Annotated in this window: 20 protein-coding genes; 9 read left to right on the plus strand and 11 right to left on the minus strand. The window is 52.2% G+C overall.

Annotated elements, in window-relative coordinates:
- Nucleotides 1-100: 100 nt before the first annotated feature.
- On the minus strand, nucleotides 101-2,380 hold the full coding sequence (maeB, locus tag ACJHYW_RS09185; RefSeq protein ID WP_000342643.1) for an NADP-dependent oxaloacetate-decarboxylating malate dehydrogenase: 2,280 nt from the start codon (nucleotides 2,378-2,380) through the stop codon (nucleotides 101-103).
- 288 nt (nucleotides 2,381-2,668) lie between these two features.
- Here maeB and tal point away from each other — a divergent pair, with 288 nt between their 5' ends.
- On the plus strand, nucleotides 2,669-3,619 hold the full coding sequence (tal, locus tag ACJHYW_RS09190; RefSeq protein ID WP_022645961.1) for a transaldolase: 951 nt from the start codon (nucleotides 2,669-2,671) through the stop codon (nucleotides 3,617-3,619).
- Nucleotides 3,620-3,638: 19 nt separating this feature from the next.
- On the plus strand, nucleotides 3,639-5,642 hold the full coding sequence (gene tkt / locus ACJHYW_RS09195; RefSeq protein WP_000087284.1) for a transketolase: 2,004 nt from the start codon (nucleotides 3,639-3,641) through the stop codon (nucleotides 5,640-5,642).
- A 102-nt stretch (nucleotides 5,643-5,744) separates the two neighbouring features.
- On the opposite strand, the gene ACJHYW_RS09200 is transcribed toward tkt, so the two are convergent.
- The 3 genes from ACJHYW_RS09200 to aegA all read right to left on the minus strand — a co-directional run bounded on the left by ACJHYW_RS09200 (nucleotide 5,745) and on the right by aegA (nucleotide 9,536).
- Entirely contained in the window at nucleotides 5,745-6,788 is a 1,044-nt protein-coding gene (locus ACJHYW_RS09200) for a DUF1176 domain-containing protein (RefSeq protein ID WP_410233354.1), read from the minus strand.
- Nucleotides 6,789-6,913: 125 nt separating this feature from the next.
- Nucleotides 6,914-7,489: a GDP-mannose pyrophosphatase NudK gene (gene nudK / locus ACJHYW_RS09205; RefSeq protein ID WP_001330582.1), complete on the minus strand. Its 576-nt coding sequence runs from the start codon at nucleotides 7,487-7,489 to the stop codon at nucleotides 6,914-6,916.
- 67 nt (nucleotides 7,490-7,556) lie between these two features.
- Nucleotides 7,557-9,536, minus strand: coding sequence for a formate-dependent uric acid utilization protein AegA (gene aegA, locus ACJHYW_RS09210; RefSeq protein ID WP_001078909.1), 1,980 nt, complete (start codon nucleotides 9,534-9,536; stop codon nucleotides 7,557-7,559).
- A 205-nt stretch (nucleotides 9,537-9,741) separates the two neighbouring features.
- Here aegA and narQ point away from each other — a divergent pair, with 205 nt between their 5' ends.
- Nucleotides 9,742-11,442 (plus strand): nitrate/nitrite two-component system sensor histidine kinase NarQ, encoded by a 1,701-nt coding sequence (narQ, locus tag ACJHYW_RS09215; RefSeq protein ID WP_001296285.1) that lies wholly within the window; start codon nucleotides 9,742-9,744, stop codon nucleotides 11,440-11,442.
- Nucleotides 11,443-11,605: 163 nt separating this feature from the next.
- On the plus strand, nucleotides 11,606-14,719 hold the full coding sequence (gene acrD, locus ACJHYW_RS09220; RefSeq protein ID WP_001273119.1) for a multidrug efflux RND transporter permease AcrD: 3,114 nt from the start codon (nucleotides 11,606-11,608) through the stop codon (nucleotides 14,717-14,719).
- 98 nt (nucleotides 14,720-14,817) lie between these two features.
- Here acrD and ypfM read toward each other — a convergent pair whose 3' ends face one another.
- The gene (gene ypfM / locus ACJHYW_RS09225) at nucleotides 14,818-14,877 is read right to left on the minus strand and encodes a protein YpfM (protein ID WP_001386977.1); all 60 of its coding nucleotides are present in this window, start codon (nucleotides 14,875-14,877) and stop codon (nucleotides 14,818-14,820) included.
- A gap of 380 nt (nucleotides 14,878-15,257) precedes the next feature.
- Here ypfM and ACJHYW_RS09230 point away from each other — a divergent pair, with 380 nt between their 5' ends.
- Genes ACJHYW_RS09230 through ACJHYW_RS09240 form a run of 3 tightly spaced genes read left to right on the plus strand, consistent with a single transcriptional unit; the run spans nucleotide 15,258 to nucleotide 16,973 of the window.
- The gene (locus ACJHYW_RS09230; RefSeq protein WP_000258253.1) at nucleotides 15,258-15,614 is read left to right on the plus strand and encodes an ArsC family reductase; all 357 of its coding nucleotides are present in this window, start codon (nucleotides 15,258-15,260) and stop codon (nucleotides 15,612-15,614) included.
- 3 nt (nucleotides 15,615-15,617) lie between these two features.
- A complete protein-coding gene (gene dapE / locus ACJHYW_RS09235; RefSeq protein ID WP_001277801.1) occupies nucleotides 15,618-16,745 on the plus strand; it encodes a succinyl-diaminopimelate desuccinylase in 1,128 nt (375 codons plus the stop codon).
- A gap of 27 nt (nucleotides 16,746-16,772) precedes the next feature.
- Nucleotides 16,773-16,973 carry a YpfN family protein gene (locus ACJHYW_RS09240; protein ID WP_000383836.1) on the plus strand — a complete coding sequence of 67 codons (201 nt, stop codon included), beginning with the start codon at nucleotides 16,773-16,775 and terminating at the stop codon, nucleotides 16,971-16,973.
- Between the two features lie 80 nt (nucleotides 16,974-17,053).
- Here the strand turns inward: ACJHYW_RS09240 and ypfH are convergent, their stop codons facing one another.
- From ypfH to dapA, 6 genes are all read right to left on the minus strand, one after another.
- Nucleotides 17,054-17,752, minus strand: coding sequence for an esterase (ypfH, locus tag ACJHYW_RS09245; RefSeq protein ID WP_000679812.1), 699 nt, complete (start codon nucleotides 17,750-17,752; stop codon nucleotides 17,054-17,056).
- Nucleotides 17,753-17,825: 73 nt separating this feature from the next.
- Nucleotides 17,826-19,841 carry a tRNA cytosine(34) acetyltransferase TmcA gene (gene tmcA / locus ACJHYW_RS09250; RefSeq protein WP_061092812.1) on the minus strand — a complete coding sequence of 672 codons (2,016 nt, stop codon included), beginning with the start codon at nucleotides 19,839-19,841 and terminating at the stop codon, nucleotides 17,826-17,828.
- Between the two features lie 14 nt (nucleotides 19,842-19,855).
- Entirely contained in the window at nucleotides 19,856-20,719 is an 864-nt protein-coding gene (locus ACJHYW_RS09255; protein WP_001267498.1) for a neutral zinc metallopeptidase, read from the minus strand.
- 167 nt (nucleotides 20,720-20,886) lie between these two features.
- Entirely contained in the window at nucleotides 20,887-21,600 is a 714-nt protein-coding gene (gene purC / locus ACJHYW_RS09260) for a phosphoribosylaminoimidazolesuccinocarboxamide synthase (RefSeq protein WP_001295467.1), read from the minus strand.
- 212 nt (nucleotides 21,601-21,812) lie between these two features.
- Nucleotides 21,813-22,847, minus strand: a complete 1,035-nt coding sequence (gene bamC, locus ACJHYW_RS09265) for an outer membrane protein assembly factor BamC (protein WP_001297320.1) — start codon at nucleotides 22,845-22,847, stop codon at nucleotides 21,813-21,815.
- 16 nt (nucleotides 22,848-22,863) lie between these two features.
- Nucleotides 22,864-23,742: a 4-hydroxy-tetrahydrodipicolinate synthase gene (dapA, locus tag ACJHYW_RS09270; protein WP_001295469.1), complete on the minus strand. Its 879-nt coding sequence runs from the start codon at nucleotides 23,740-23,742 to the stop codon at nucleotides 22,864-22,866.
- Nucleotides 23,743-23,887: 145 nt separating this feature from the next.
- Here dapA and ACJHYW_RS09275 point away from each other — a divergent pair, with 145 nt between their 5' ends.
- Entirely contained in the window at nucleotides 23,888-24,460 is a 573-nt protein-coding gene (locus tag ACJHYW_RS09275; protein WP_000176187.1) for a glycine cleavage system transcriptional repressor, read from the plus strand.
- Nucleotides 24,460-24,930 carry a thioredoxin-dependent thiol peroxidase gene (gene bcp, locus ACJHYW_RS09280; protein ID WP_001068682.1) on the plus strand — a complete coding sequence of 157 codons (471 nt, stop codon included), beginning with the start codon at nucleotides 24,460-24,462 and terminating at the stop codon, nucleotides 24,928-24,930. The genes ACJHYW_RS09275 and bcp overlap by 1 nt, the downstream gene beginning before the upstream one ends.
- Nucleotides 24,931-24,951: the final 21 nt, after the last annotated feature.

The raw sequence follows: 24,951 nt of genomic DNA on the forward strand, positions 1-24,951 counted from the left end.
TTTTTTATTATTCGCAAACTCAGTAATAAACTTTACTAATATATTGCAGCTAAACCGCTTACCCTGAATATTCAGGGTAAGCGTGAGAGTTAAAAAAGAATTACAGCGGTTGGGTTTGCGCTTCAACCACGGCCAGCGCCACCATGTTGACGATACGACGTACCGATGCGATCGGCGTTAACACGTGAACCGGCTTCGCCACGCCCATCAGCACCGGACCGACAGTCACACCTTCCGAGCTGGAAACGCGCAGTAAGTTGTAACTAATGCGGGCAGCTTCCATGTTCGGCATCACCAGAATATTAGCGGAACCTTTCAAAGGGCTGTCCGGCATACGGTCGTTGCGAATCGCTTCCACCAGCGCTGCATCGCCATGCATTTCACCATCAATCATCAGTTCTGGCGCACGTTCCCTGACCAGTTCCAGCGCCTGACGCATTTTGCTCGACGACGGGCAGTCAGAAGAACCAAAGTTGGAGTGCGACAACAGAGCCACACGCGGTTCAATACCAAAACGACGAACAGTTTCTGCCGCCATCAAGGTGATCTCCGCCAGCTCTTCTGCATCAGGCTCATCATTGACGTAGGTATCGGCAATAAAGGTGTTACCACTCGGCAACAGCAGCGCGTTCATGGCACCTGCGGTGTGAACGCCATCGCGATAACCAAAGACATTTTTCACCACGCTAAAGTGTTCATGATAATCGCCCACCGTACCGCAAATCATTGCATCGGCTTCGCCACGCTGAACCATGATCGCGCCAATCACTGTCGGGTTACTGATCAATGCACGCTGCGCCTGTTCCTGAGTGACACCGCGACGCTTCATGATCTGGAAGTATTCGGTCCAGTACTCTTTAAAGCGCGGATCGGATTCGTTATTGACGATCTCAAAATCAACACCCGCTTTGATCTGCAAGCCCAGTTTCTGAATGCGCATTTCGATCACATTCGGACGACCGATAAGGATCGGTTTCGCCAGCCCCAGCGTTACCAATTCCTGAGTGGCATGCAGAACGCGCGCCTCTTCCCCTTCCGGCAGAACGACGCGCTTCGGCGCTTTGCGAGCCTGGGAGAAAATCGGCTTCATAAACAGGTTGGTTTTGTAAACGAACTCAGTCAGCTTGTCGATGTAGACGTCGAAATCAGCAATCGGACGCGTCGCCACGCCCGACTCCATCGCCGCTTTAGCGACCGCAGGAGCGATCTTAACGATCAAACGCGGATCAAACGGTTTTGGAATGATGTATTCCGGACCAAAGCTCAGATCCTGATCGCCATAAGCTGAAGCCACCACTTCACTCTGTTCCGCATGGGCCAGTTCTGCAATCGCGCGTACCGCCGCCAGTTTCATTTCCTCGTTGATGGCAGTTGCACCAACGTCCAACGCGCCACGGAAGATGAACGGGAAGCAAAGCACATTATTAACCTGGTTCGGGTAGTCGGAACGGCCGGTACAGATGATGGCATCCGGACGCACTTCTTTCGCCAGCGGCGGCAGAATTTCTGGTTCCGGGTTCGCAAGCGCCAGGATCATCGGCGCACGAGCCATTTTCTTCACCATTTCCTGGGTCAGCACTTTCGGGCCGGAACAGCCGAGGAAAATATCCGCGCCTTCAATCACATCATCGAGGGTACGTTTGCCGTCATCCACCACCGCATATGCGGCTTTGGTTTCCGCCATATTTGGCTCACGGCCCTGATAGATAACGCCTTTTGAATCACAAACCACGATGTTATGTTTTTGCAGCCCCAGCGCCACCAGCAGATTCATACAGGCGATTGCTGCGGCACCCGCGCCGGAAACCACCATCCGCACGTCGGAAATGTTTTTCTCCACCACGCGCAAGCCGTTGAGGATGGCGGCAGTGCTGATAATTGCCGTGCCGTGCTGATCGTCGTGGAATACCGGAATATTCATCCGCTCGCGCAGTTTCTGTTCAATATAGAAACATTCTGGCGCTTTAATGTCTTCGAGGTTGATGCCGCCGAAGGTCGGTTCGAGCGCAGCGACAACTTCAATAAATTTGTCCGGGTCGAGTTCATCAACTTCAATGTCAAATACATCAATCCCGGCGAATTTCTTAAACAGAACACCCTTGCCTTCCATCACCGGTTTGCCTGCCAGCGCGCCAATGTTGCCTAACCCCAGCACCGCCGTACCGTTAGAGATCACCGCCACCAGGTTACCACGAGCGGTATATTTGTAGGCTTTTAACGGGTCTTTTTCGATTTCAAGACAAGGTGCGGCAACGCCTGGTGAGTAGGCCAGCGCCAGATCGCGCTGCGTTGCCAGAGGCTTGGTTGGAGAAACCTGGATTTTCCCTGGAACTGGAAATTCATGGAAATCAAGTGCACTTTGTTTTAACTGGTCATCCATTTGGTTGTTCCTTTCACGTAACGTTCACAAATAAAGTGTGTGGGCAACAGCCCCTGCCCACAACGTGGCGCACATTATTACCTTGCCGGAGTCTACAGACTTTGAGCAAGTCCAAACTCTCACCATTAATATAATGTTTTGGTAATAATCCTATAACACTGATGTTACCTGCTTAATCCAGCAATACCATGCCTGTCTGCTATGCTTTTTTGATGCGTTTAGCGAAATTTCTCAGAAGTGTGAATTAACGCACTCATCTAACACTTTACTTTTCAAGGAGTATTTCCTATGAACGAGTTAGACGGCATCAAACAGTTCACCACTGTCGTGGCAGACAGCGGCGATATTGAGTCCATTCGCCATTATCATCCCCAGGATGCCACCACCAATCCTTCGCTGTTACTCAAGGCTGCCGGATTATCACAATATGAGCATTTAATAGACGATGCTATCGCCTGGGGTAAAAAAAATGGCAAGACCCAGGAACAACAGGTGGTCGCTGCATGTGACAAACTGGCGGTCAATTTCGGTACTGAAATTCTCAAAATCGTACCCGGTCGCGTGTCAACAGAAGTTGATGCACGCCTCTCTTTTGATAAAGAAAAGAGTATTGAGAAGGCGCGCCATCTGGTGGACTTGTATCAGCAACAAGGCGTTGAGAAATCACGCATTTTGATCAAGCTGGCTTCAACCTGGGAAGGAATTCGCGCGGCAGAAGAGCTGGAAAAAGAAGGTATTAACTGCAACCTGACGCTGCTGTTTTCTTTTGCCCAGGCGCGGGCCTGTGCAGAAGCAGGCGTTTTTCTGATTTCGCCGTTTGTCGGGCGTATTTATGACTGGTATCAGGCACGCAAGCCGATGGACCCGTATGTGGTGGAAGAAGATCCGGGCGTTAAGTCAGTGCGCAATATCTACGACTACTATAAGCAACACCACTATGAAACCATTGTGATGGGCGCGAGCTTCCGTCGCACCGAACAAATCCTCGCCTTAACCGGCTGCGACCGACTGACTATCGCACCGAATTTGCTGAAGGAGCTACAGGAAAAAGTTTCGCCAGTGGTACGTAAATTAATCCCATCTTCTCAGACGTTCCCACGCCCAGCTCCCATGAGCGAAGCGGAGTTCCGTTGGGAGCACAATCAGGATGCGATGGCGGTAGAAAAACTGTCTGAAGGCATTCGTCTATTCGCCGTTGATCAACGCAAACTGGAAGATCTTCTTGCCGCCAAACTATAAACCAGCCACGGAGTGTTATATGTCCCGAAAAGACCTTGCCAATGCGATTCGCGCACTCAGTATGGATGCGGTGCAAAAAGCCAATTCTGGTCATCCCGGCGCGCCGATGGGCATGGCCGATATTGCCGAAGTGCTGTGGAACGATTTTCTTAAACATAACCCTACCGACCCAACCTGGTATGATCGCGACCGCTTTATTCTTTCCAACGGTCACGCGTCGATGCTGCTCTACAGTTTGCTGCATCTGACCGGTTACGACCTGCCGCTGGAAGAACTGAAGAACTTCCGTCAGTTGCATTCGAAAACCCCAGGCCACCCGGAAATCGGCTATACGCCTGGTGTTGAAACCACCACCGGTCCACTTGGACAAGGTTTGGCGAACGCCGTCGGGCTGGCGATAGCAGAGCGTACGCTGGCGGCGCAGTTTAACCAGCCAGATCATGAAATTGTCGATCACTTCACCTATGTGTTTATGGGCGACGGCTGCCTGATGGAAGGTATTTCCCACGAAGTCTGTTCGCTGGCGGGCACGCTGGGACTGGGCAAGCTGATTGGTTTTTACGATCACAACGGTATTTCCATCGACGGTGAAACCGAAGGCTGGTTTACCGACGATACAGCAAAACGTTTTGAAGCCTATCACTGGCATGTGATCCACGAGATCGACGGTCACGATCCGCAGGCGGTGAAGGAAGCGATCCTTGAAGCGCAAAGCGTGAAAGATAAGCCGTCGCTGATTATCTGCCGTACGGTGATTGGCTTTGGTTCGCCGAATAAAGCAGGTAAGGAAGAGGCGCACGGCGCACCACTGGGGGAAGAAGAAGTGGCATTGGCACGGCAAAAACTGGGCTGGCACCATCCGCCATTTGAGATCCCTAAAGAGATTTATCACGCCTGGGATGCCCGCGAAAAAGGCGAAAAAGCGCAGCAGAGCTGGAATGAGAAGTTTGCCGCCTATAAAAAGGCTCATCCGCAACTGGCAGAAGAGTTTACCCGTCGGATGAGCGGTGGTTTACCGAAGGACTGGGAGAAAACGACTCAGAAATATATCAATGAGTTGCAGGCGAATCCGGCGAAAATCGCTACCCGTAAGGCTTCGCAAAATACGCTTAACGCTTACGGGCCTATGCTGCCTGAGTTGCTCGGCGGTTCGGCGGATCTGGCTCCCAGCAACCTGACCATCTGGAAAGGTTCTGTTTCGCTGAAGGAAGATCCGGCGGGCAACTACATTCACTACGGGGTGCGTGAATTTGGCATGACCGCTATCGCCAACGGCATTGCGCACCACGGCGGCTTTGTGCCGTATACCGCGACGTTCCTGATGTTTGTTGAATACGCCCGTAACGCCGCGCGGATGGCGGCACTGATGAAAGCGCGGCAGATTATGGTTTATACCCACGACTCAATTGGCCTGGGCGAAGATGGTCCTACGCACCAGGCTGTTGAGCAACTGGCCAGTCTGCGCTTAACGCCAAATTTCAGCACCTGGCGACCGTGCGATCAGGTGGAAGCAGCGGTGGGCTGGAAGCTGGCGGTTGAGCGCCACAACGGACCGACGGCACTGATCCTCTCCAGGCAGAATCTGGCACAGGTAGAACGAACACCGGATCAGGTTAAAGAGATTGCTCGTGGCGGTTATGTGCTGAAAGACAGCGGCGGTAAGCCAGATATTATTCTGATTGCCACCGGTTCAGAGATGGAAATCACCCTGCAAGCGGCAGAAAAATTAGCGGGAGAAGGTCGCAATGTTCGCGTAGTTTCCCTGCCCTCGACCGATATTTTCGATGCCCAGGATGAGGAATATCGGGAGTCGGTACTGCCTTCAAATGTTTCTGCCCGCGTGGCAGTAGAAGCGGGTATTGCCGATTACTGGTACAAATATGTTGGTCTGAAAGGGGCAATTGTCGGGATGACAGGTTATGGGGAATCTGCTCCGGCGGATAAGCTGTTCCCGTTCTTTGGCTTTACCGCCGAGAATATTGTGGCAAAAGCGCATAAGGTACTGGGAGTGAAAGGTGCCTGATGGTGATCGCCGGATGCTGTATGTTCCCCTCACCCTAACCCTCTCCCCAGAGGGGCGAGGGGACGGTCCGTGCGCTTTTTAGGGGCGCATCTGGGATTTTGTTTAACGGGTGATCCACAACGTGGGCCAGGCGTCTGGCCCATGCCAGTTATCGCAGGTGGGTTCTGCGGCGTAACGCACCAGGCGAAAACGCTGACCGTCAAAGCGCCAACGCGCCTGAATGCCACAATCGCTTAATCCGCGCCCTTTCGCTAAGGTCACCAGTTCACGCGATTTCTCATCAAATGTTGCGTTCATCAGTTCCAGTTCATTCGTCTCCTGACCGTTGTTGAACGGCAAACGCAACCGAACCGGGCGCAAGGCTAGCGGCTTTTTACGCGACACAATCCATGCCAAATCAATGGTGTTATAGGCCCCTGCCTCACAGCTAATCATCATCAGTGCTTTATCATCGGTCAGCGCAGTGACATTCACCTCACGACGTAACGGATCAAGCGAGCAGCGCAGACCATTCATCCGCCAGTTTCCATAATCCAGCAAATCGTTGCGTTCTTCGAGTGAGAGTGGCGTCGGCGTTGGGTTAACTACCGCGACCTCTTTCAGCGCAGGCGCAGGCGGTACGCTGAGCGGCGGTTCGTCCCCTTTCTTTATCCACGCGGTTTCACTGCCAACGCGCTTTTGCTGAGCATCAATAAACAACAACGCCGCTTTTAAGCCATTCAGAGAAATGGTCTGATTGCCATCGCGTAAGGTGATTGCCTTCCCTTCCTGAATCAGCTGCAAAAACGTGGTGATGGTTGCCGTATCATCGGTTACTAGTAACCATGGTGAAATCCGCCACTTGTCACCACTTAACGCCAACGGCTCACCATCTAACAGCAGCCGTGGCGCTATCTCCCCTTCAGACGCATCCGGCGACTTCAACCCGCCGCGCTCAATACGTAAAACGGCATCGGTATGCGCCCCGGCGCTGCGGCTCAGGGTCATCACCAGTCCATTATGATCGCCCGTATTGCGCGCTACACAGAAATTTTGGTTATTACAGGTAACCTGCCAGTCGGAAAACGCCCGTTGCGCTGGTGCCGCCCACACCAAAGACGTCGGCAACAAAGCGAAAAAAAAGAGAAGGAAAATGCGATAGCGCATGGACGGTACGACCCCAGAAGTTCAAACAAACAGCACAAGTCGTATCTTCGTTGCGCAGGTAGCGCGGCTCAATCGGATTTGTCGGATTGAGCCAATAATAAACAACGAAATATTATTGTTATTTTTCAGTCCATTAAATGTGACGTTTGCAAATAGTTAAGCAATAACACCGTCTTACCGTCACGTATCTCGCCGGTTTTAATCATCTCCAGCGCCTGGCTGAACGGCAGCTCAAGCACTTCAATATCTTCATCTTCGACACCACCACCGGCGTTAGCGCGCTGGCTGTCACTGTATTCGGCGATAAAAAAGTGGATTAGCTCAGTCACACCGCCAGGCGACATATACAGTTCAAATAATTTGCGCACTTCGCCAACTTCATAGCCCGTCTCTTCAATCGCTTCTTTGCGAATGCACACTTCCGGTTCGTCGTTATCCAGCAGCCCGGCGCAGGTTTCAATCAGTTGCCCGCTTTCATTGCCATTAACCCAGGTAGCGACGCGGAACTGACGAATCAGAACCACGGTCTTTTTCTTCGCGTTGTACAGGAGGATCGTCGCACCATTACCGCGATCGTAAACTTCACGTTTATGGCGGATAACTTCGCCATCTTTCCGCGTGAGATCGTAGGTAATGTTGTGCAGGGTGAAATAGTTATCGGAGAGAATTTTGTCTTTAATGAGGGTGATTTGTTGCGTCATACCGACTCCACAGCGCGAAATGAACAATTATCTTACGCTGTGAAGTCGGGTTTGTCTGCGCAGGCTATCAGTGAGATTTGACTGATTTTACCCCCAGCCAGTCAATAATCCCCTGTGCCGCATGACGTCCTTCTGCCATTGCGGTAACCACCAGATCCGCACCACGCACGGCGTCACCACCGGCGAAGATTTTCGGATTCGTGGTCTGATAACGGTACTGGCTTTCCACATCCGCGATGATGCGGCCCCATTTGTCTACCGTTACACCGTGCGACTCCAGCCACGGCATCCCGTGCGGATTGAAGCCAAACGCCATAATCACCGCGTCGGCTGGCATGACAAATTCACTGCCTTCCACCGGCACTGGACGCCGACGCCCCTGGGCATCCGGCTCGCCAAGACGCGTACGCAGGAAACGAATTCCGCAAACGTGACCTTGCTCATTCAGCTCAAGCGCCACCGGCTGGACGTTAAATTCAAAGTTGGCCCCCTCTTCGCGGGCGTTCTTCACCTCTTTCTTCGAGCCTGGCATGTTAGCTTCATCACGACGATAAGCGCAGGTGACGTTACTCGCGCCGTGGCGCAGCGCGGTACGCACACAGTCCATCGCGGTGTCGCCGCCGCCCAGTACCACGACGTTGAGTCCGGCGGTATTGATAAACGGCTCTTCCGGTAGCTCTTCGAGTCCCATCACCTGTTTAGTGTTGGCGATGAGGAACGGCAGGGCGTCATAAACGCCCGGCGCATCTTCATTGGGTAAACCCGCTTTCATGGAACGGTAAGTGCCTACGCCAACGAAGACCGCGTCGTATTGTTCCAAAAGCGAATCCAAAGAGACATCTTTACCCACTTCACAATTGAGTTCGAAGTGAATCCCCATCGCGCTGAAGATTTCCCGACGGCGTGCCAGCAGGGATTTATCCAGTTTGAAAGAAGGAATGCCGAAAGTGAGCAAGCCACCGATTTCTGGATGGCGATCGTACACCGTCACCTCTACGCCATTGCGGGTCAGAACATCCGCACAGGCCAGCCCTGCCGGACCTGCACCGATAATCGCCACCCGCTTGTCCACTTTGGTGACATGACTTAAGTCAGGACGCCAACCTTTCGCCAACGCCTGATCTGAAATGTAGCGTTCAATGTTGCCGATAGTTACTGCGCCATGCTCATCGCGAATAGTACAGGCACCTTCACACAAACGGTCTTGCGGGCAAACGCGTCCGGTAATTTCCGGCAGGGTGTTGGTCTGGTGAGAAAGCTCGACGGCGGCGTTGATGTTTCCGGCTTTCACCAGTTCAATCCACTGCGGAATATGGTTATGCAGCGGGCAGGTCCATTCACAAACGCTGTGCTCGCCACACTTAAGGCAACGCGAGGCTTCCCGTTGTGCCTGATCGGCACGGAATGGCAGATAAATTTCATCAAAACCGGTTTTGCGCGCTTCAATCGCCAGTTTGTCCGGCTCGCCACGCGCGGGCGTTGCCTGCATTTGCTCGACTTTACTCATTACCGGCATTTCTTGTGCCGCGGTACTGGCATGCCACGGTTGATGTTCCTGACGTGCTGTGCGCAAGCGGCGGGATTTCGCTATGCCGGAGAGTGCGGCATCAGTGACCAGTTGCAGCGCGTCTGCCGGGCAATTCTCGACACAGGCAGGACCGTTTTCGCGCCCTGCACAAAGGTCGCATTTATGCGCCGTGGCTTTAACTTTGCCAGCCGCAACGGGTGTCAGGACGATTTGCATCGTACCAAATGGACAGGCCACCACGCAGGATTTACAGCCAATACACTTTTGCTGATTGACCTGAATGCTGTCATCAACGTGGCTGATTGCGCCATTAGGGCAGCTACGGGCGCAGGGCGCATCTTCACAATGGTGACAGGTCACTGCACTACGTTGCTGCTGATGTTTGATAACCGTAATTCGGGGATGAAAATGGCGTTGGCTCAGGACATGTTGCTCGTCATTGTGAGCCATGACACAGGCGATTTCACAAGCATGACAACCCAGACATTGCTGACTGTTGGCCATAATAAAACGATTCATAACGACCTTCTTTTTTGGTTGTAAAAACCTTATTCTTTATATGAGTGTTGTTATTACCCGACTTACAGGGGAATCGGCAATGTTCATGTGCCCAGAATAAGTAACTATTTCGCTATAAACTGTGGCAGATCAAATAATCCCATCACTGACTAAATTGCGTTTCAGCGAACTGGAACATTAATGATTTTTTGTGGAGAAGACGCGTGTGATTGTTAAACGACCCGTCTCGGCCAGTCTGGCCCGGGCCTTTTTTTACATTGTGCTGCTGTCGATTCTTTCCACGGGTATCGCTCTGCTAACGCTGGCGAGCAGTTTACGCGACGCTGAGGCTATCAATATTGCCGGATCGCTGCGTATGCAGAGTTACCGCCTGGGCTACGACTTGCAAAGTGGCAGTCCACAACTCAATGCACATCGCCAGTTATTTCAGCAGGCACTGCATTCACCGGTATTAACCAATCTCAACGTCTGGTATGTGCCAGAGGCAGTAAAAACCCGCTATGCGCATCTGAATGCCAACTGGCTGGAGATGAATAATCGGCTCAGCAAGGGCGACTTGCCGTGGTATCAGGCCAATATTAATAATTATGTTAATCAGATAGACCTGTTCGTGCTGGCTTTACAGCACTACGCTGAACGCAAAATGCTGCTGGTGGTGGCGATTTCCCTGGCTGGCGGCATCGGTATTTTCACGCTGGTCTTTTTTACTTTGCGCCGCATACGCCATCAGGTGGTTGCCCCGCTGAATCAGCTGGTTACCGCCAGTCAGCGTATTGAACACGGGCAGTTCGACTCGCCGCCGCTGGATACCAGCCTGCCGAATGAGCTTGGCCTGCTTGCAAAAACCTTTAACCAGATGTCGAGCGAGCTGCATAAATTGTACCGTTCGCTGGAGGCGTCAGTAGAAGAAAAGACCCGCGATCTCCACGAGGCCAAGCGTCGTCTGGAGGTGTTGTATCAGTGTTCGCAGGCGCTAAACACCAGCCAGATTGATGTGCATTGTTTCCGCCATATTTTGCAGATTGTTCGCGACAATGAAGCGGCTGAATATCTGGAGTTAAATGTCGGTGACAACTGGCGGATTAGCGAAGGGCAGCCAAACCCGGAATTGCCGATGCAGATTTTACCGGTGACAATGCAAGAGACGGTTTACGGCGAACTGCACTGGCAAAATAGTCACGTTTCATCATCAGAACCGCTGCTTAACAGCGTTTCGTCGATGCTGGGACGCGGTTTGTACTTTAATCAGGCGCAGAAGCATTTTCAGCAGTTATTGTTGATGGAAGAACGTGCGACCATCGCCCGCGAATTGCACGACTCGCTGGCTCAGGTACTTTCTTACTTACGTATCCAGTTGACGTTACTGAAGCGTTCGATACCGGAAGATAACGCCACCGCACAAAGTATCATGGCCGATTTCTCCCAGGCGCTGAATGATGCTTATCGGCAGTTACGCGAGCTGTTAACTACTTTCCGCCTGACGCTGCAGCAGGCGGATCTCCCCTCCGCGTTGAGGGAAATGCTGGATACGTTACAAAATCAAACCAGCGCCAAACTGACCCTCGACTGCCGTCTGCCAACCCTGGCGCTGGATGCGCAAATGCAGGTGCATTTGTTGCAAATTATTCGAGAAGCGGTGCTGAATGCGATGAAGCACGCCAACGCCAGCGAAATCGCCGTTAGCTGCGTCACCGCGCCGGATGGCAATCACACAGTCTATATTCGCGACAACGGGATTGGCATCGGTGAACCGAAAGAACCCGAAGGCCATTATGGTCTGAATATCATGCGCGAACGCGCGGAAAGATTGGGTGGGACGCTGACTTTTTCACAACCTTCCGGCGGCGGCACGTTAGTGAGTATTAGCTTTCGCTCTGCGGAGGGTGAGGAAAGTCAGCTGATGTAATGCCTCTTATTGACCAAAGAATAGTGGCACTTAAGGTTCAGTATAAAAGGGCATGATAATTTACATTAACTCCTTTTTTTCTCCACGATTGGCTCGTACCTTGCCGCTACAGTGAAGCAAGTCAAGCCTACAACGATACGCAGAAACACGAGGTCCTCTTTTAATGGCGAATTTCTTTATTGATCGCCCCATTTTTGCCTGGGTGCTGGCAATCCTGTTGTGTCTGACAGGGACCCTGGCGATTTTCTCATTGCCCGTTGAACAATACCCCGATCTCGCGCCACCGAATGTGCGAGTGACCGCTAACTATCCCGGCGCATCGGCCCAGACGCTGGAAAACACCGTGACCCAGGTTATCGAGCAAAATATGACCGGCCTCGATAATCTCATGTATATGTCGTCTCAGAGCAGTGGCACCGGTCAGGCATCTGTCACGTTAAGTTTTAAAGCAGGCACCGATCCGGACGAAGCCGTGCAGCAAGTACAAAACCAGCTGCAATCAGCCATGCGAAAGTTACCGCAGGCGGTGCAAAATCAGGGCGTGACGGTGCGTAAAACCGGCGATACCAATATTCTGACCATTGCCTTCGTCTCTACCGATGGTTCGATGGATAAACAGGATATTGCCGATTACGTTGCCAGTAATATTCAGGATCCGTTAAGCCGCGTGAATGGCGTCGGGGATATCGATGCCTATGGTTCGCAATATTCCATGCGTATCTGGCTGGACCCGGCGAAACTCAACAGTTTCCAGATGACGGCTAAAGATGTCACTGATGCCATTGAGTCACAGAACGCGCAGATTGCGGTTGGGCAACTTGGTGGTACGCCTTCCGTCGATAAGCAGGCGCTCAACGCCACCATTAACGCCCAGTCACTGCTGCAAACACCAGAACAGTTCCGCGATATCACCTTGCGGGTGAATCAGGACGGCTCAGAGGTAAGGCTGGGCGATGTCGCCACCGTCGAAATGGGGGCGGAAAAATACGATTATCTTAGCCGCTTCAATGGTAAGCCAGCCTCCGGGCTGGGGGTAAAACTGGCCTCCGGCGCGAACGAAATGGCGACAGCGGAGCTGGTGCTCAATCGTCTCGACGAGCTGGCGCAGTATTTCCCGCACGGACTGGAATACAAGGTGGCGTATGAAACCACCTCGTTTGTTAAAGCCTCCATTGAAGACGTGGTGAAAACGCTGCTGGAAGCTATCGCTCTGGTTTTCCTCGTTATGTATCTGTTCCTGCAAAACTTCCGCGCCACGCTGATACCCACTATCGCCGTGCCGGTGGTGTTGATGGGAACCTTCTCCGTACTTTATGCCTTCGGTTACAGCGTCAACACCTTAACCATGTTCGCGATGGTGCTGGCGATCGGTCTGCTGGTGGATGATGCCATCGTGGTGGTGGAAAACGTCGAACGTATTATGAGTGAGGAAGGACTCACTCCTCGCGAAGCCACACGTAAATCGATGGGGCAGATCCAGGGGGCACTGGTCGGGATTGCGATGGTGCTTTCGGCGGTATTTATACCAATGGCCTTCTTCGGCGGCACCACCGGTGCCATCTATCGCCAGTTCTCTATTACCATTGTTGCAGCGATGGTGCTGTCAGTACTGGTAGCGATGATCCTCACTCCGGCTCTGTGTGCCACGCTACTTAAGCCACTGAAAAAAGGTGAGCATCACGGGCAAAAAGGCTTTTTTGCCTGGTTTAACCAGATGTTTAACCGCAACGCCGAACGCTACGAAAAAGGGGTGGCGAAAATTCTCCACCGTAGCCTGCGCTGGATTGTGATTTATGTCCTGCTGCTTGGCGGCATGGTGTTCCTGTTCCTGCGTTTGCCGACGTCGTTCTTGCCACTTGAAGACCGTGGCATGTTTACTACCTCGGTACAGTTGCCCAGCGGTTCAACCCAACAACAGACCCTGAAAGTCGTTGAGCAAATCGAGAAATACTACTTCACCCATGAAAAAGACAACATCATGTCGGTGTTTGCCACCGTGGGTTCTGGCCCTGGGGGTAACGGGCAAAACGTGGCGCGAATGTTTATCCGCCTGAAAGACTGGAGCGAACGCGACAGTAAGACCGGCACCTCGTTTGCCATTATCGAACGTGCAACGAAGGCGTTTAACAAGATTAAAGAAGCTCGCGTTATTGCCAGCAGCCCGCCAGCAATTAGCGGTCTTGGCAGTTCTGCGGGTTTTGATATGGAGTTGCAGGACCACGCTGGAGCGGGTCACGATGCGCTGATGGCAGCACGTAACCAGTTGCTGGCGCTGGCGGCGGAAAACCCGGAGCTAACCCGTGTGCGCCATAACGGCCTCGACGACAGTCCGCAGTTGCAGATTGATATCGACCAGCGTAAAGCTCAGGCGCTGGGCGTTGCTATCGACGATATTAACGACACACTGCAAACCGCCTGGGGTTCGAGCTATGTGAATGACTTTATGGATCGCGGTCGCGTGAAGAAAGTCTATGTGCAGGCAGCTGCGCCATATCGCATGCTGCCAGATGACATCAATCTCTGGTATGTCCGAAATAAAGATGGCGGCATGGTGCCCTTCTCTGCTTTCGCGACCTCACGCTGGGAGACAGGCTCGCCGCGTCTGGAACGCTATAACGGTTATTCTGCGGTTGAGATTGTTGGGGAAGCCGCACCAGGAGTCAGTACCGGTACGGCGATGGATATTATGGAATCGTTAGTGAAGCAGTTGCCAAACGGCTTTGGTCTGGAGTGGACGGCGATGTCGTATCAGGAGCGGCTTTCCGGCGCGCAGGCTCCGGCGCTGTACGCTATTTCCTTGCTGGTGGTATTCCTGTGTCTGGCGGCGTTGTATGAAAGCTGGTCGGTGCCGTTCTCGGTAATGCTGGTCGTGCCGCTGGGGGTTATCGGCGCGCTGCTGGCAACCTGGATGCGCGGGCTGGAAAACGACGTTTACTTCCAGGTGGGCCTGTTAACGGTCATTGGTTTATCGGCGAAAAACGCCATCCTGATCGTCGAGTTTGCTAACGAGATGAACCAAAAAGGCCACGACCTGTTTGAAGCGACGCTCCACGCCTGCCGTCAGCGTTTACGCCCGATTCTGATGACTTCGCTGGCATTTATCTTCGGCGTATTGCCAATGGCAACCAGCACGGGTGCCGGTTCCGGTGGTCAGCATGCGGTGGGTACTGGCGTAATGGGCGGGATGATTTCGGCCACTATTCTGGCTATTTACTTCGTGCCGCTGTTCTTTGTGCTGGTGCGCCGCCGCTTCCCGCTGAAGCCGCGCCCGGAATAAGCAATAAAAAAGGCGACATGCTAATGTGTCGCCTTTTTCAATTTTCCGATTAAGAACCTGCTCAGCGGGTTCTTGCTGTTTGTACTTTGTCTCAGGAATTACTTACGAAGCATAACTTCGATAAAGTCTTTCCAGTTCCCCAGTTCACGTTCAATCATAACAACCTCTCTTATAATTATGGGTATTCTACGGAAACAATATACCGTGGTGAAGCTAATTTACTCGATTGCTGCGATGACTACCTCCGGGGGACAAACCTTATGTAAATACTATGGTCCTGCGGTGATAATTTGTATGTGATACACAGCAACATTTCGAGATATTCATACGGCATCTAATACTGATTTAATTCTGGTTAAAATACAGACAGATAACAAGATGAATATTTTTAATGTTTACGTTAAAAATGTTTAATATTATTTAATAGTTGTTAATTTGAATACTTCGATAATGTTATATTTCCTGATAATCATTTGCAGGCAAAATGTTTTCACCCTTAAATGAGTATTTATTCTCATAAATCGAAAAAGGATTCATTATGGTTACACTTTACGGCATCAAAAATTGTGACACCATTAAAAAGGCTCGCCGTTGGCTGGAAGCCAATAACATCGACTATCGTTTTCATGATTACCGCGTCGATGGATTGGACAGCGAATTATTGAACGGTTTTATCAACGAATTAGGCTGGGAAGCGTTACTCAACACCCGTGGTACAACCTGGCGTAAACTGGACGAAACCACCCGCAATAAAATCACCGATGCGGCCTCTGCGGCGACATTAATGACTGAAATGCCTGCAATTATCAAACGTCCATTGCTCTGCGCGCCTGGTAAGCCTATGCTGCTGGGTTTCAGTGAATCCAGTTATCAGCAATTTTTCCATGAGGTGTAGTCTATGTCGTGCCCGGTTATTGAGCTGACACAACAGCTTATTCGCCGCCCTTCCCTGAGTCCTGATGACGCAGGATGCCAGGCTTTGTTGATTGAACGTTTGCAGGCGATCGGTTTTACCGTTGAACGCATGGACTTTGCCGATACGCAGAATTTTTGGGCATGGCGTGGGCAGGGTGAAACGTTAGCCTTTGCCGGGCATACCGACGTGGTGCCGCCTGGCGACGCCGACCGTTGGATCAATCCGCCGTTTGAACCCACCATTCGTGACGGCATGTTATTCGGGCGCGGTGCGGCAGATATGAAAGGCTCGCTGGCGGCGATGGTGGTAGCGGCAGAACGTTTTGTCGCACAACATCCCAACCATACGGGGCGACTGGCATTTCTGATCACCTCTGATGAAGAAGCCAGTGCCCACAACGGTACGGTAAAAGTCGTCGAGGCGTTAATGGCACGTAATGAGCGTCTCGATTACTGCCTGGTCGGCGAACCGTCGAGTATCGAAGTGGTAGGTGATGTGGTGAAAAATGGTCGTCGCGGATCATTAACCTGCAACCTTACCATTCATGGCGTTCAGGGGCATGTTGCCTACCCGCATCTGGCTGACAATCCGGTACATCGCGCAGCACCTTTCCTTAATGAATTAGTGGCTATTGAGTGGGATCAGGGCAATGAATTTTTCCCGGCGACCAGTATGCAGATTGCCAATATTCAGGCGGGAACGGGCAGTAACAACGTTATTCCGGGTGAACTGTTTGTGCAGTTTAACTTCCGCTTCAGCACCGAACTGACTGATGAGATGATCAAAGCGCAGGTACTTGCCCTGCTTGAAAAACATCAACTGCGCTATACGGTGGATTGGTGGCTTTCCGGGCAGCCATTTTTGACCGCACGCGGTAAACTGGTGGATGCGGTCGTTAACGCGGTTGAGCACTATAATGAAATTAAACCGCAGCTACTGACCACAGGCGGAACGTCCGACGGGCGCTTTATTGCCCGCATGGGGGCGCAGGTGGTGGAACTCGGGCCGGTCAATGCCACTATTCATAAAATTAATGAATGTGTGAACGCTGCCGACCTGCAGCTACTTGCCCGTATGTATCAACGTATCATGGAACAGCTCGTCGCCTGATGAGTGGTTCCGCAAGAGGAAATAAGCATGGACTGGCTGGCTAAATATTGGTGGATTCTGGTGATTGTCTTTTTGGTAGGCGTCCTGCTGAACGTGATTAAAGATCTCAAGCGCGTCGACCATAAGAAATTTCTCGCCAACAAGCCGGAGCTTCCCCCGCATCGTGATTTCAACGATAAGTGGGACGATGACGACGACTGGCCGAAAAAGGATCAACCGAAGAAGTAAGCTAAGTGGCCGGATAAGGCGTTAACGCCGCATCCGGCCATGATGCCTGATACAGTCTTATCAGACCTACCCGGCTATTATTACATCATTTCAATCACATCATCATCGCCAGGCTTACCGCCGCTTAGCGCTTCGTCGAAATAATGTTTCGGAATGGTATAACGCAAGTGATCCAGAGCAAATTGCATACTGCGATTGTCGATCGCATGGCCTAAATCCTCCACGATATCCAGCGTCACGTCACCACCGGCACTGATTAACGCTTCCTGCGCCGCAACCGCATGCGCCAGATCGATAACCGGATCTTCACCGCCATGAATCAGGTGAATTGTCGTGGCTGTAGACGCAGTTTCCGGCAGGCTCGCATACCGTCCGTTAAAGGCAATGACGCGTGAGGCAAGGCCCGGTTCGGCTTTAATGCTCTCCAGCGCCATAATCGCGCCTTGAGAGAAACCGATTAGCGCCGTGGCGTTAGCCCCTACTCCGCTCTGTTTCTGCCAGTAGCGCACCGTTTCAATAAACGTCGGCATGATGGCATCCACACGCGCCTGGCGATTATCTTCCGTAATACCCTGCACCGAAAACCACTGACGCCCCGCCGGATTACCGCTCGGCTCCGCGCCTCCGACACTCACCACCAGCGCATCAGGAAATAGCGGTGCAAACCAGCTACCTATTTCCCCCATTGCCACCGGGTTATCCCCGACACCGTGGAAAAGCAGTAACAACTGTTGCGCAGGTTTATCCGGGCTTTGAACAACAAAATGGTCATGTTTCATGGCGAACTCCTTAACTGATGTCATTAATTTTACGCCGCTGACTCACAATGACCATGGGAGAAAATTGAAGGAGTCAGTGAAAAAATTGCCATTGCGTTATGCGATCGCGCAAACGCTCAGTGCGAACATCATCAAGTGCGTATAGCGCCTGCGCGGCTTCTTCCCGCTGACGGACCAGTAACAGCTTACGGCCTGAAAGTTTAAGTGTGGTACATAACTGCGCGTCGCTGACGTTTTTCTGTAAACGCCCACGCAGCGCCGGTAATGCCAGTTCACTGGTTTGTAGCAGACGCAATAAGCAACCTAACGATGTTAATAGCGGACGATGAGCGAAAGCAAAACCGGCCAGTTCAAGCCAGTCGTCGTCAGAAAGGACGGCATCGTTTAGTGGATCAACAGGAAGCGTTTCGCCATTCCACTTTGCGAGAGCTTGCGCATCGCGACGTAAACGGTAATGCTCACCTTCAGCCAGTTGTTTACCCGCATCACTCATCGGTAACAGTGCCATCGCCGTATAGCAACCGCTGCTGGCTTCACGATGATTACCCATTCGCACCAGCACAAAACCGCAGCGTTGCCAGAAACGCCATAATTCCCCGGTGTAACCAAAACTCACCGAAAGATAGTCGAGGTCCTGCGTATATTGCAAAGCACCAGCAATCAGTTGCTGACCTGTGCCTTCCCGCTGACGAGCCGGATGAACTGCTATCCGGCTAACCCGCCTTCCGCGCAATGTCGCCGCCAGTGGATTGCTGCCGTGCGCCGCCAGCGACTGGGCCACCAGATTACCCCGCGGGCGACGAAAACCCGCCCATACCGCCTGACTGAGTTCTTGAGATAATCCGCCCTCATCCACCAGCCACAGCGCTCCGGCAATCTCGTTTTCGCCAGCCGCCTGTAAAAAATGTTGCCCTGGTGCATCCATCATCCGGCGTAAATCCAGCGGCGAAGTCCGGTAGTGCGCGCCAGACAATAGCTGATAAACCTTTAACGGCGTTTGTGGCTCGCTTCGCCATAACGTCTGTTCAAATGCGGAAATGACGATATTGCCTTGTGGTGTGTGGGTGAAGTTTTCATCGTCAAAAACCAGTGCCTCACTGACCATTTTTTCCAGCGGGCATCCCTGTGCCCAGCGGATCGGCTGTTGCAGTTCAAAACGGTGTAAATGCGGAAAGCGAGCGCAAAATTTCAGCAAAAAACCACGTCCCGTGCCTTCGTAGCCCTGCACCGTAGTGGTTAACAACGTTCGAGGAAAACGCGATGCCAGTTGATGCAACAACGGCGCAGGTATGGCTGCGGCTTCATCGACCACCAGCCAGTCGGCTTGCTCATCGCTGGCTAACAAGGCATCCGGCGCAATAAAGCGAAACTTCTCGCCCGCAAATTGTGCCAGTACATACGTTGCCGCTTTTGCGGGCGCGGTGACAATCGCACTACCCGCAATACGAGAAATGAGTTGCCCTGCCAGCGCCGATTTACCGCGCCCACGCGCAGCCGTTACCACCGCCACGCCCAATGGCATGGTCAGTAGCTGCTGTAAGAGTTGCTGTTGTTCTGGCTGTGGTGCGCCGGTCGCGGGGTGCCAGTCAGTACGGGGAGTAAAATGCGCCAACGTGAACGGCTGGTTCTGCCGCCAGAGGATAGCGTCGTTATTCGCCGTAAGTACGCGTTTGAAATGCTGGACAAAATGCGGCGTCGCAATAGGGTCAGGGCAATCACTCCAGCGCAGCGAGTCGGCATCAGGTTGGTTTTCCCACTCATCCCATACAGGGAGTAACAACACCAGCCAGCTTCCCGCTTTCAACGTTCCGCTAAGTGCCGCAAAGGCAGCGGCATCAAAGCCGTGGCGGGCGTCGAATACCGCATGCCGGAACTCGCGCCCAAGTAAAGTTTGTAGCGCCGAGGGAGAACAGTGGTTTTCAGCATCTGGCTGCGGCGAAATCCACAGCCAGTCGCCAGGTAAGGCATCACGCAACTTAAGCGCATGATCAAAACACCACCCCTCTTCCCCGCTCAACACCAGCAAGCGGCGGATCCCTTCACGTTTCATTTGCGCTGTTAATGTGTGAAGCGCAGTCAGTTCAGCCATCCCTGCCCCGGAAGTTAAATGCTTTTACCAAAAGTATTGCATTGTGCCGGATCGCCGCTGTCGAAACCACGTTTAAACCAGCTGTAGCGTTGCTGAGAAGTGCCATGAGTGAAACTGTCTGGTACTACTCGCCCCTGACTTTGCTGTTGTAAACGGTCATCGCCGATGGCCTGCGCCGCGTTCAGCGCCTCTTCCAGATCGCCAGTTTCCAGAACACCTTGCTGCTGCATACTATGCCCCCAGACACCGGCAAAACAGTCGGCCTGGAGTTCCATACGCACAGATAAGCGGTTCACTTCCGCCTGCGTCGCGTTTTGTTGCAGTTGACGAACTTTCGGCTCGATGCCTAACAATTTCTGCACATGATGACCGACTTCATGGGCAATAACGTACCCCTGGGCAAAATCGCCGTCCGCGCCAAGTTTGTCTTTCATGTCATCATAGAAGGAGAGATCGATATAAACCGTGCCATCCGCCGGGCAATAGAACGGCCCCATTATGGACTGGCCCGCCCCGCATCCGGTACGCGTCATTCCACGGTACATGACCAGCTTCGGTTGCTGATAGGTCTTACCCATCTTCTCGAACTGTTGTCCCCAGGTGTCTTCCGTGGTTGCCAGAATCACCGAAGTGAATTTTGCCGCTTCGTCTTCATTTGGGCTAATTGAACGCGTTGATTGCTGTTGGGAAACGGGCTGCCCGGTCATCAACCCGGTTAAATCAACACCATAGTAGCCTGCAACCAGCACGACTATCAGTAAAATCAGCCCGCCTTTACCGCTTGGCAGGCGAAAACCTGGACCGCCCATTGACGGACCACCAGAGCTGTTGCGCCTGTCTTCAACATTGTCACTTTCACGTCGCCCTTGCCAACGCATAGATACCTCAACAATATATTCATTATAGAAATGATCGTAGGTGGTTCAGAGGAAGATTACCACAGGAAAGCGGGATGAAATGGCGGAGGAATGAGCGTTCAATACTCATCTTATGAGAGCGGTTGTCTTGCCGTGCCAGCTGCACGGCAAGATGATGAACAGAAAAATCAGTCCAGCTGTACACCCAGGCGGCGGGCGACGGCTTCATAGGCCTCGATCAGGCCACCGAGGCTCTGGCGGAAACGGTCTTTGTCCATTTTCTCCAGCGTTTCTTTGTCCCACAAGCGGCTGCCGTCCGGGGAGAACTCATCGCCCAGTACCACTTCACCTTTGTACAGACCAAACTCCAGCTTGAAGTCGACCAGAATGAGACCAGCATCATCGAACAGTTTTTTCAGCACGTCGTTCGCTTTGTAGGTCAGCTCTTTCATGCGTGCCAGGTTCTCTTTGCTTACCCAGCCAAAGGTTTCGCAGTAAGATTCGTTGACCATCGGATCGTGCATGGCGTCGTTTTTCAGGAACAGATCGAACAGCGGCGGGTTCAGCTCAATACCTTCTTCGATTCCAAGACGTTTCACCAGAGAGCCAGCAGCACGGTTACGCACGACACACTCAACCGGCACCATATCCAGCTTTTTCACCAGACATTCGGTATCGGAGAGCAGACGCTCCATTTGAGTCGGGATACCCGCTTCAGCCAGTTTGCTCATAATGAAGTAGTTGAACTTGTTGTTCACCATACCTTTGCGATCAAACTGCTCAATGCGCGCGCCATCCCCTGCTGACGTATCATTGCGGAATTCGAGCACCAACAGGTCCGGGTTTTCCGTGCTGTATACGGTTTTCGCTTTACCACGATACAACTCAGCTTGCTTTTGCATCTTTATCACTCCTGGGTGTGAATTAACGTTTTAAAATCTATTGCTGTCTGGTGTGCCGGATGTTTTGTCGGATGCGGCAAGAACGCCTTATCCGACCTACGTCCGACAAACAAATTTCGTGCGAATTACCGCTAAAATCGCATTTTTCTGCCGACGCACACGTTTGCGTATCATATCAGAAAAAAGGGCCGGATGACTCCAGCCCTGTATTTTTACTTGCTAAACGCAGCCTGGAAGACAGCTACCAGCGCGTCATTCTGACTCTGAGTCAGAGTATGACCTTTCGGATCGATGAACTGTAGGCTGCTGCGGTTATCTAAATCGCCAACCTGCAGTTTATAGTCACCGGATGCCAGGCCTGGATCGCTCGCGCCCAGTTCCTGCCAGTCGCTGTCAGACAGCGGCTTGTAAGTTACGGCCATGTTACCCTGCGAACGGGTGCTGTCGGTCACTTTCATGCCCACTTTTTCCAGCGCCGCTGGCAGACGTTGCCAAACCACATTGAACGGCCCGCGTACGACCAGCATCGGTAAACCGGTGTCATCAGCTGCACTTTGTACGTCCATAGTGGTGGAGGCACGATTTTGCGCAGCGTTCGCGGCGTCAGTGGCAGATTTATCCAGACCGGCGGAAATAACGTTCATCATCTCCGTGCTGTAACGCTGCATGGAAGCCGCGTCTGCAACCGGTTTGCCCGCCTGTTCCAGGTTCAGCAGTTTAACCGTAACCGCCTGCTGATAACCCTGCGGCTTAACAGAGATTTGATAACGACCACGATACTGCTCGTCTTCGTCCAGACGGTTCCATTGTACCCAATCGGTGGTCAGTGTCTGACCAGCATCATCACGTTGGGTGATGGTGTAGTTTTTCGCCTGCAGCACGCTAACCACCTGCGGCCACAGAGTATTGCCACGACCATTTTCCACCAGCAATGAAGCGGTATCGCCCGTGAACTGGGTACGCGCGCCAGAAACCAGTGCCAGCGGCTGGGCTGGTGGACGAATGTCCAGCGCCTTACCGACAGCACCACTACCGTTGGTCACCGGGATTGCATAATCACCGGAGGTCACCGGCAAAATCATTCCAGCCGGGGCATGAAGCTCCGCAAGCGGTGCCGCTTCCAGGTAGGCTTCATCACCACTGACCTGACGCTTATAGCGTGAGTCAGAACTACAGGCAGCGAGTAATAAAACAAGCGAAACACCCGCAACCTTTGCCAGGCGCGACTTTTGAACAGAGTAAGCCATCAAATCTCCCTAAACTTTACAGCAAACCGGCATGCTTAAGCGCCGCTCTGACCGTCTCACGACCACTGTCGGTGATAGGTGTCATTGGCAGGCGCAGCGTATCGGTCGCCACAAGACCCAGTTCCTTACATGCCCATTTCACCGGGATTGGATTGGGTTCGACAAATAGTTTGTTGTGTAATGGCATCAGACGCTGATTAATAACGCGTGCCTCGGCAAAATGCCCTTCTGCTGCCAGTTTGCACATCTGGGCCATATCACGCGCTGCGACGTTAGCCGTAACGGAAATAACCCCATGACCGCCTAATTGCATGAAGTCCAGCGCGCTCGCATCATCGCCGCTCAGCAGAACAAAATCATCTGAAACCAGCTCTTTGATCTGGTTTACACGCGTTAAGTTCCCTGTTGCCTCTTTGATTCCGATAATATTTTTTACTTTCGCCAGACGGCCCACCGTTTCCGGGAGCAGATCGCAGCCAGTACGGGACGGCACATTATACAGAATTTGCGGCAGGTCAGTATGTTCAGCGATGGCTTTGAAATGCTGATACAAACCTTCTTGCGACGGACGATTGTAGTAAGGGGTTACCGTCAGGCAGCCGACGATACCGCTGTCATTGAAGCGCTGCGTCAGGCTAATGGCTTCCGCAGTAGCGTTAGCACCGGTCCCGGCAATCACCGGAATGCGCCCGTCAGCCAGCTCCAGCGTCATCATCACCACATCAGCATGTTCGTCATGATTTAAGGTAGCGGACTCGCCAGTGGTGCCAACAGAAACGATCGCCGAAGTACCGCTGGCGACATGATAATCAATCAGTTTTTTCAAGCTAGCCCGACAGACATTACCTTTTTCATCCATCGGAGTAACAATCGCGACAATACTTCCCGTGAACATGGGCCATCCTCTGTGCAAACAAGTGTCTCAATGGTACGTTTGGTATGGCATTAAAAGCAAGCAGACAGAACCGTTCTGATTGTTGTATGCATGTTTTTTTTATGCTTTCCTTAAGAACAACTCACCCCTTGAAGGAATAACCAGTTTGACACTGTCATCGCAACATTATCTGGTGATCACTGCGTTGGGTGCCGATCGCCCTGGAATAGTGAACACCATCACCCGTCATGTCAGTAGTTGCGGCTGTAATATTGAAGACAGTCGCCTGGCGATGCTGGGAGAAGAGTTCACGTTTATCATGCTGCTTTCCGGTTCATGGAATGCCATTACTCTGATTGAATCAACGTTACCGTTGAAAGGTGCCGAACTGGATCTTTTAATCGTGATGAAGCGCACGACGGCGCGTCCGCGTCCGCCAATGCCAGCATCTGTCTGGGTTCAGGTCGATGTGGCAGACTCCCCGCATTTAATTGAACGCTTCACAGCACTTTTCGACGCGCATCATATGAACATTGCGGAGCTGGTGTCGCGCACGCAACCTGCTGAAAATGAACGGGCTGCGCAGTTGCATATTCAGATAACTGCCCACAGCCCCGCATCTGCGGACGCAGCAAATATTGAGCAAGCGTTCAAAGCCCTATGTACAGAACTCAATGCACAAGGCAGTATTAACGTCGTCAATTATTCCCAACATGATGAACAGGATGGAGTTAAGTAATGAATCCACTGAAAGCCGGTGATATCGCACCGAAATTTAGCTTGCCGGATCAAGACGGAGAACAAGTTAATTTGACCGACTTCCAGGGACAGCGTGTTCTGGTTTATTTCTACCCGAAAGCCATGACCCCCGGCTGTACCGTACAGGCCTGCGGCTTACGCGATAACATGGATGAGTTGAAAAAAGCGGGCGTTGATGTGCTGGGTATCAGCACCGATAAACCCGAAAAACTCTCCCGTTTTGCGGAAAAAGAGCTGCTTAACTTTACGCTCCTGTCTGATGAGGACCACCAGGTGTGCGAACAATTCGGCGTCTGGGGTGAAAAGTCCTTCATGGGCAAAACCTACGATGGTATTCATCGCATCAGCTTCCTGATTGACGCTGATGGCAAAATCGAACATGTCTTTGACGATTTCAAAACCAGCAATCACCACGACGTTGTGCTGAACTGGCTGAAAGAACACGCCTGATTACTTTGCTCCATTCCGTGC

The organism is Escherichia sp. WS3063, from assembly GCF_046486595.1.
Taxonomy (GTDB): Bacteria; Pseudomonadota; Gammaproteobacteria; order Enterobacterales; family Enterobacteriaceae; genus Escherichia; species Escherichia coli.

Coding starts and splice junctions, on each gene's coding strand:
- nudK (WP_001330582.1), bottom strand. CDS start 7,489: ATGACGCAACAAATCACCCTCATTAAAGACAAAATTCTCTCCGATAAC.
- ypfH (WP_000679812.1), bottom strand. CDS start 17,752: ATGAAACATGACCATTTTGTTGTTCAAAGCCCGGATAAACCTGCGCAA.
- bcp (WP_001068682.1), top strand. CDS start 24,460: ATGAATCCACTGAAAGCCGGTGATATCGCACCGAAATTTAGCTTGCCG.
- acrD (WP_001273119.1), top strand. CDS start 11,606: ATGGCGAATTTCTTTATTGATCGCCCCATTTTTGCCTGGGTGCTGGCA.
- aegA (WP_001078909.1), bottom strand. CDS start 9,536: ATGAATCGTTTTATTATGGCCAACAGTCAGCAATGTCTGGGTTGTCAT.
- tmcA (WP_061092812.1), bottom strand. CDS start 19,841: ATGGCTGAACTGACTGCGCTTCACACATTAACAGCGCAAATGAAACGT.
- dapE (WP_001277801.1), top strand. CDS start 15,618: ATGTCGTGCCCGGTTATTGAGCTGACACAACAGCTTATTCGCCGCCCT.
- ACJHYW_RS09200 (WP_410233354.1), bottom strand. CDS start 6,788: ATGCGCTATCGCATTTTCCTTCTCTTTTTTTTCGCTTTGTTGCCGACG.
- maeB (WP_000342643.1), bottom strand. CDS start 2,380: ATGGATGACCAGTTAAAACAAAGTGCACTTGATTTCCATGAATTTCCA.
- ACJHYW_RS09230 (WP_000258253.1), top strand. CDS start 15,258: ATGGTTACACTTTACGGCATCAAAAATTGTGACACCATTAAAAAGGCT.
- purC (WP_001295467.1), bottom strand. CDS start 21,600: ATGCAAAAGCAAGCTGAGTTGTATCGTGGTAAAGCGAAAACCGTATAC.
- tal (WP_022645961.1), top strand. CDS start 2,669: ATGAACGAGTTAGACGGCATCAAACAGTTCACCACTGTCGTGGCAGAC.
- bamC (WP_001297320.1), bottom strand. CDS start 22,847: ATGGCTTACTCTGTTCAAAAGTCGCGCCTGGCAAAGGTTGCGGGTGTT.
- ACJHYW_RS09240 (WP_000383836.1), top strand. CDS start 16,773: ATGGACTGGCTGGCTAAATATTGGTGGATTCTGGTGATTGTCTTTTTG.
- ACJHYW_RS09255 (WP_001267498.1), bottom strand. CDS start 20,719: ATGCGTTGGCAAGGGCGACGTGAAAGTGACAATGTTGAAGACAGGCGC.
- tkt (WP_000087284.1), top strand. CDS start 3,639: ATGTCCCGAAAAGACCTTGCCAATGCGATTCGCGCACTCAGTATGGAT.
- dapA (WP_001295469.1), bottom strand. CDS start 23,742: ATGTTCACGGGAAGTATTGTCGCGATTGTTACTCCGATGGATGAAAAA.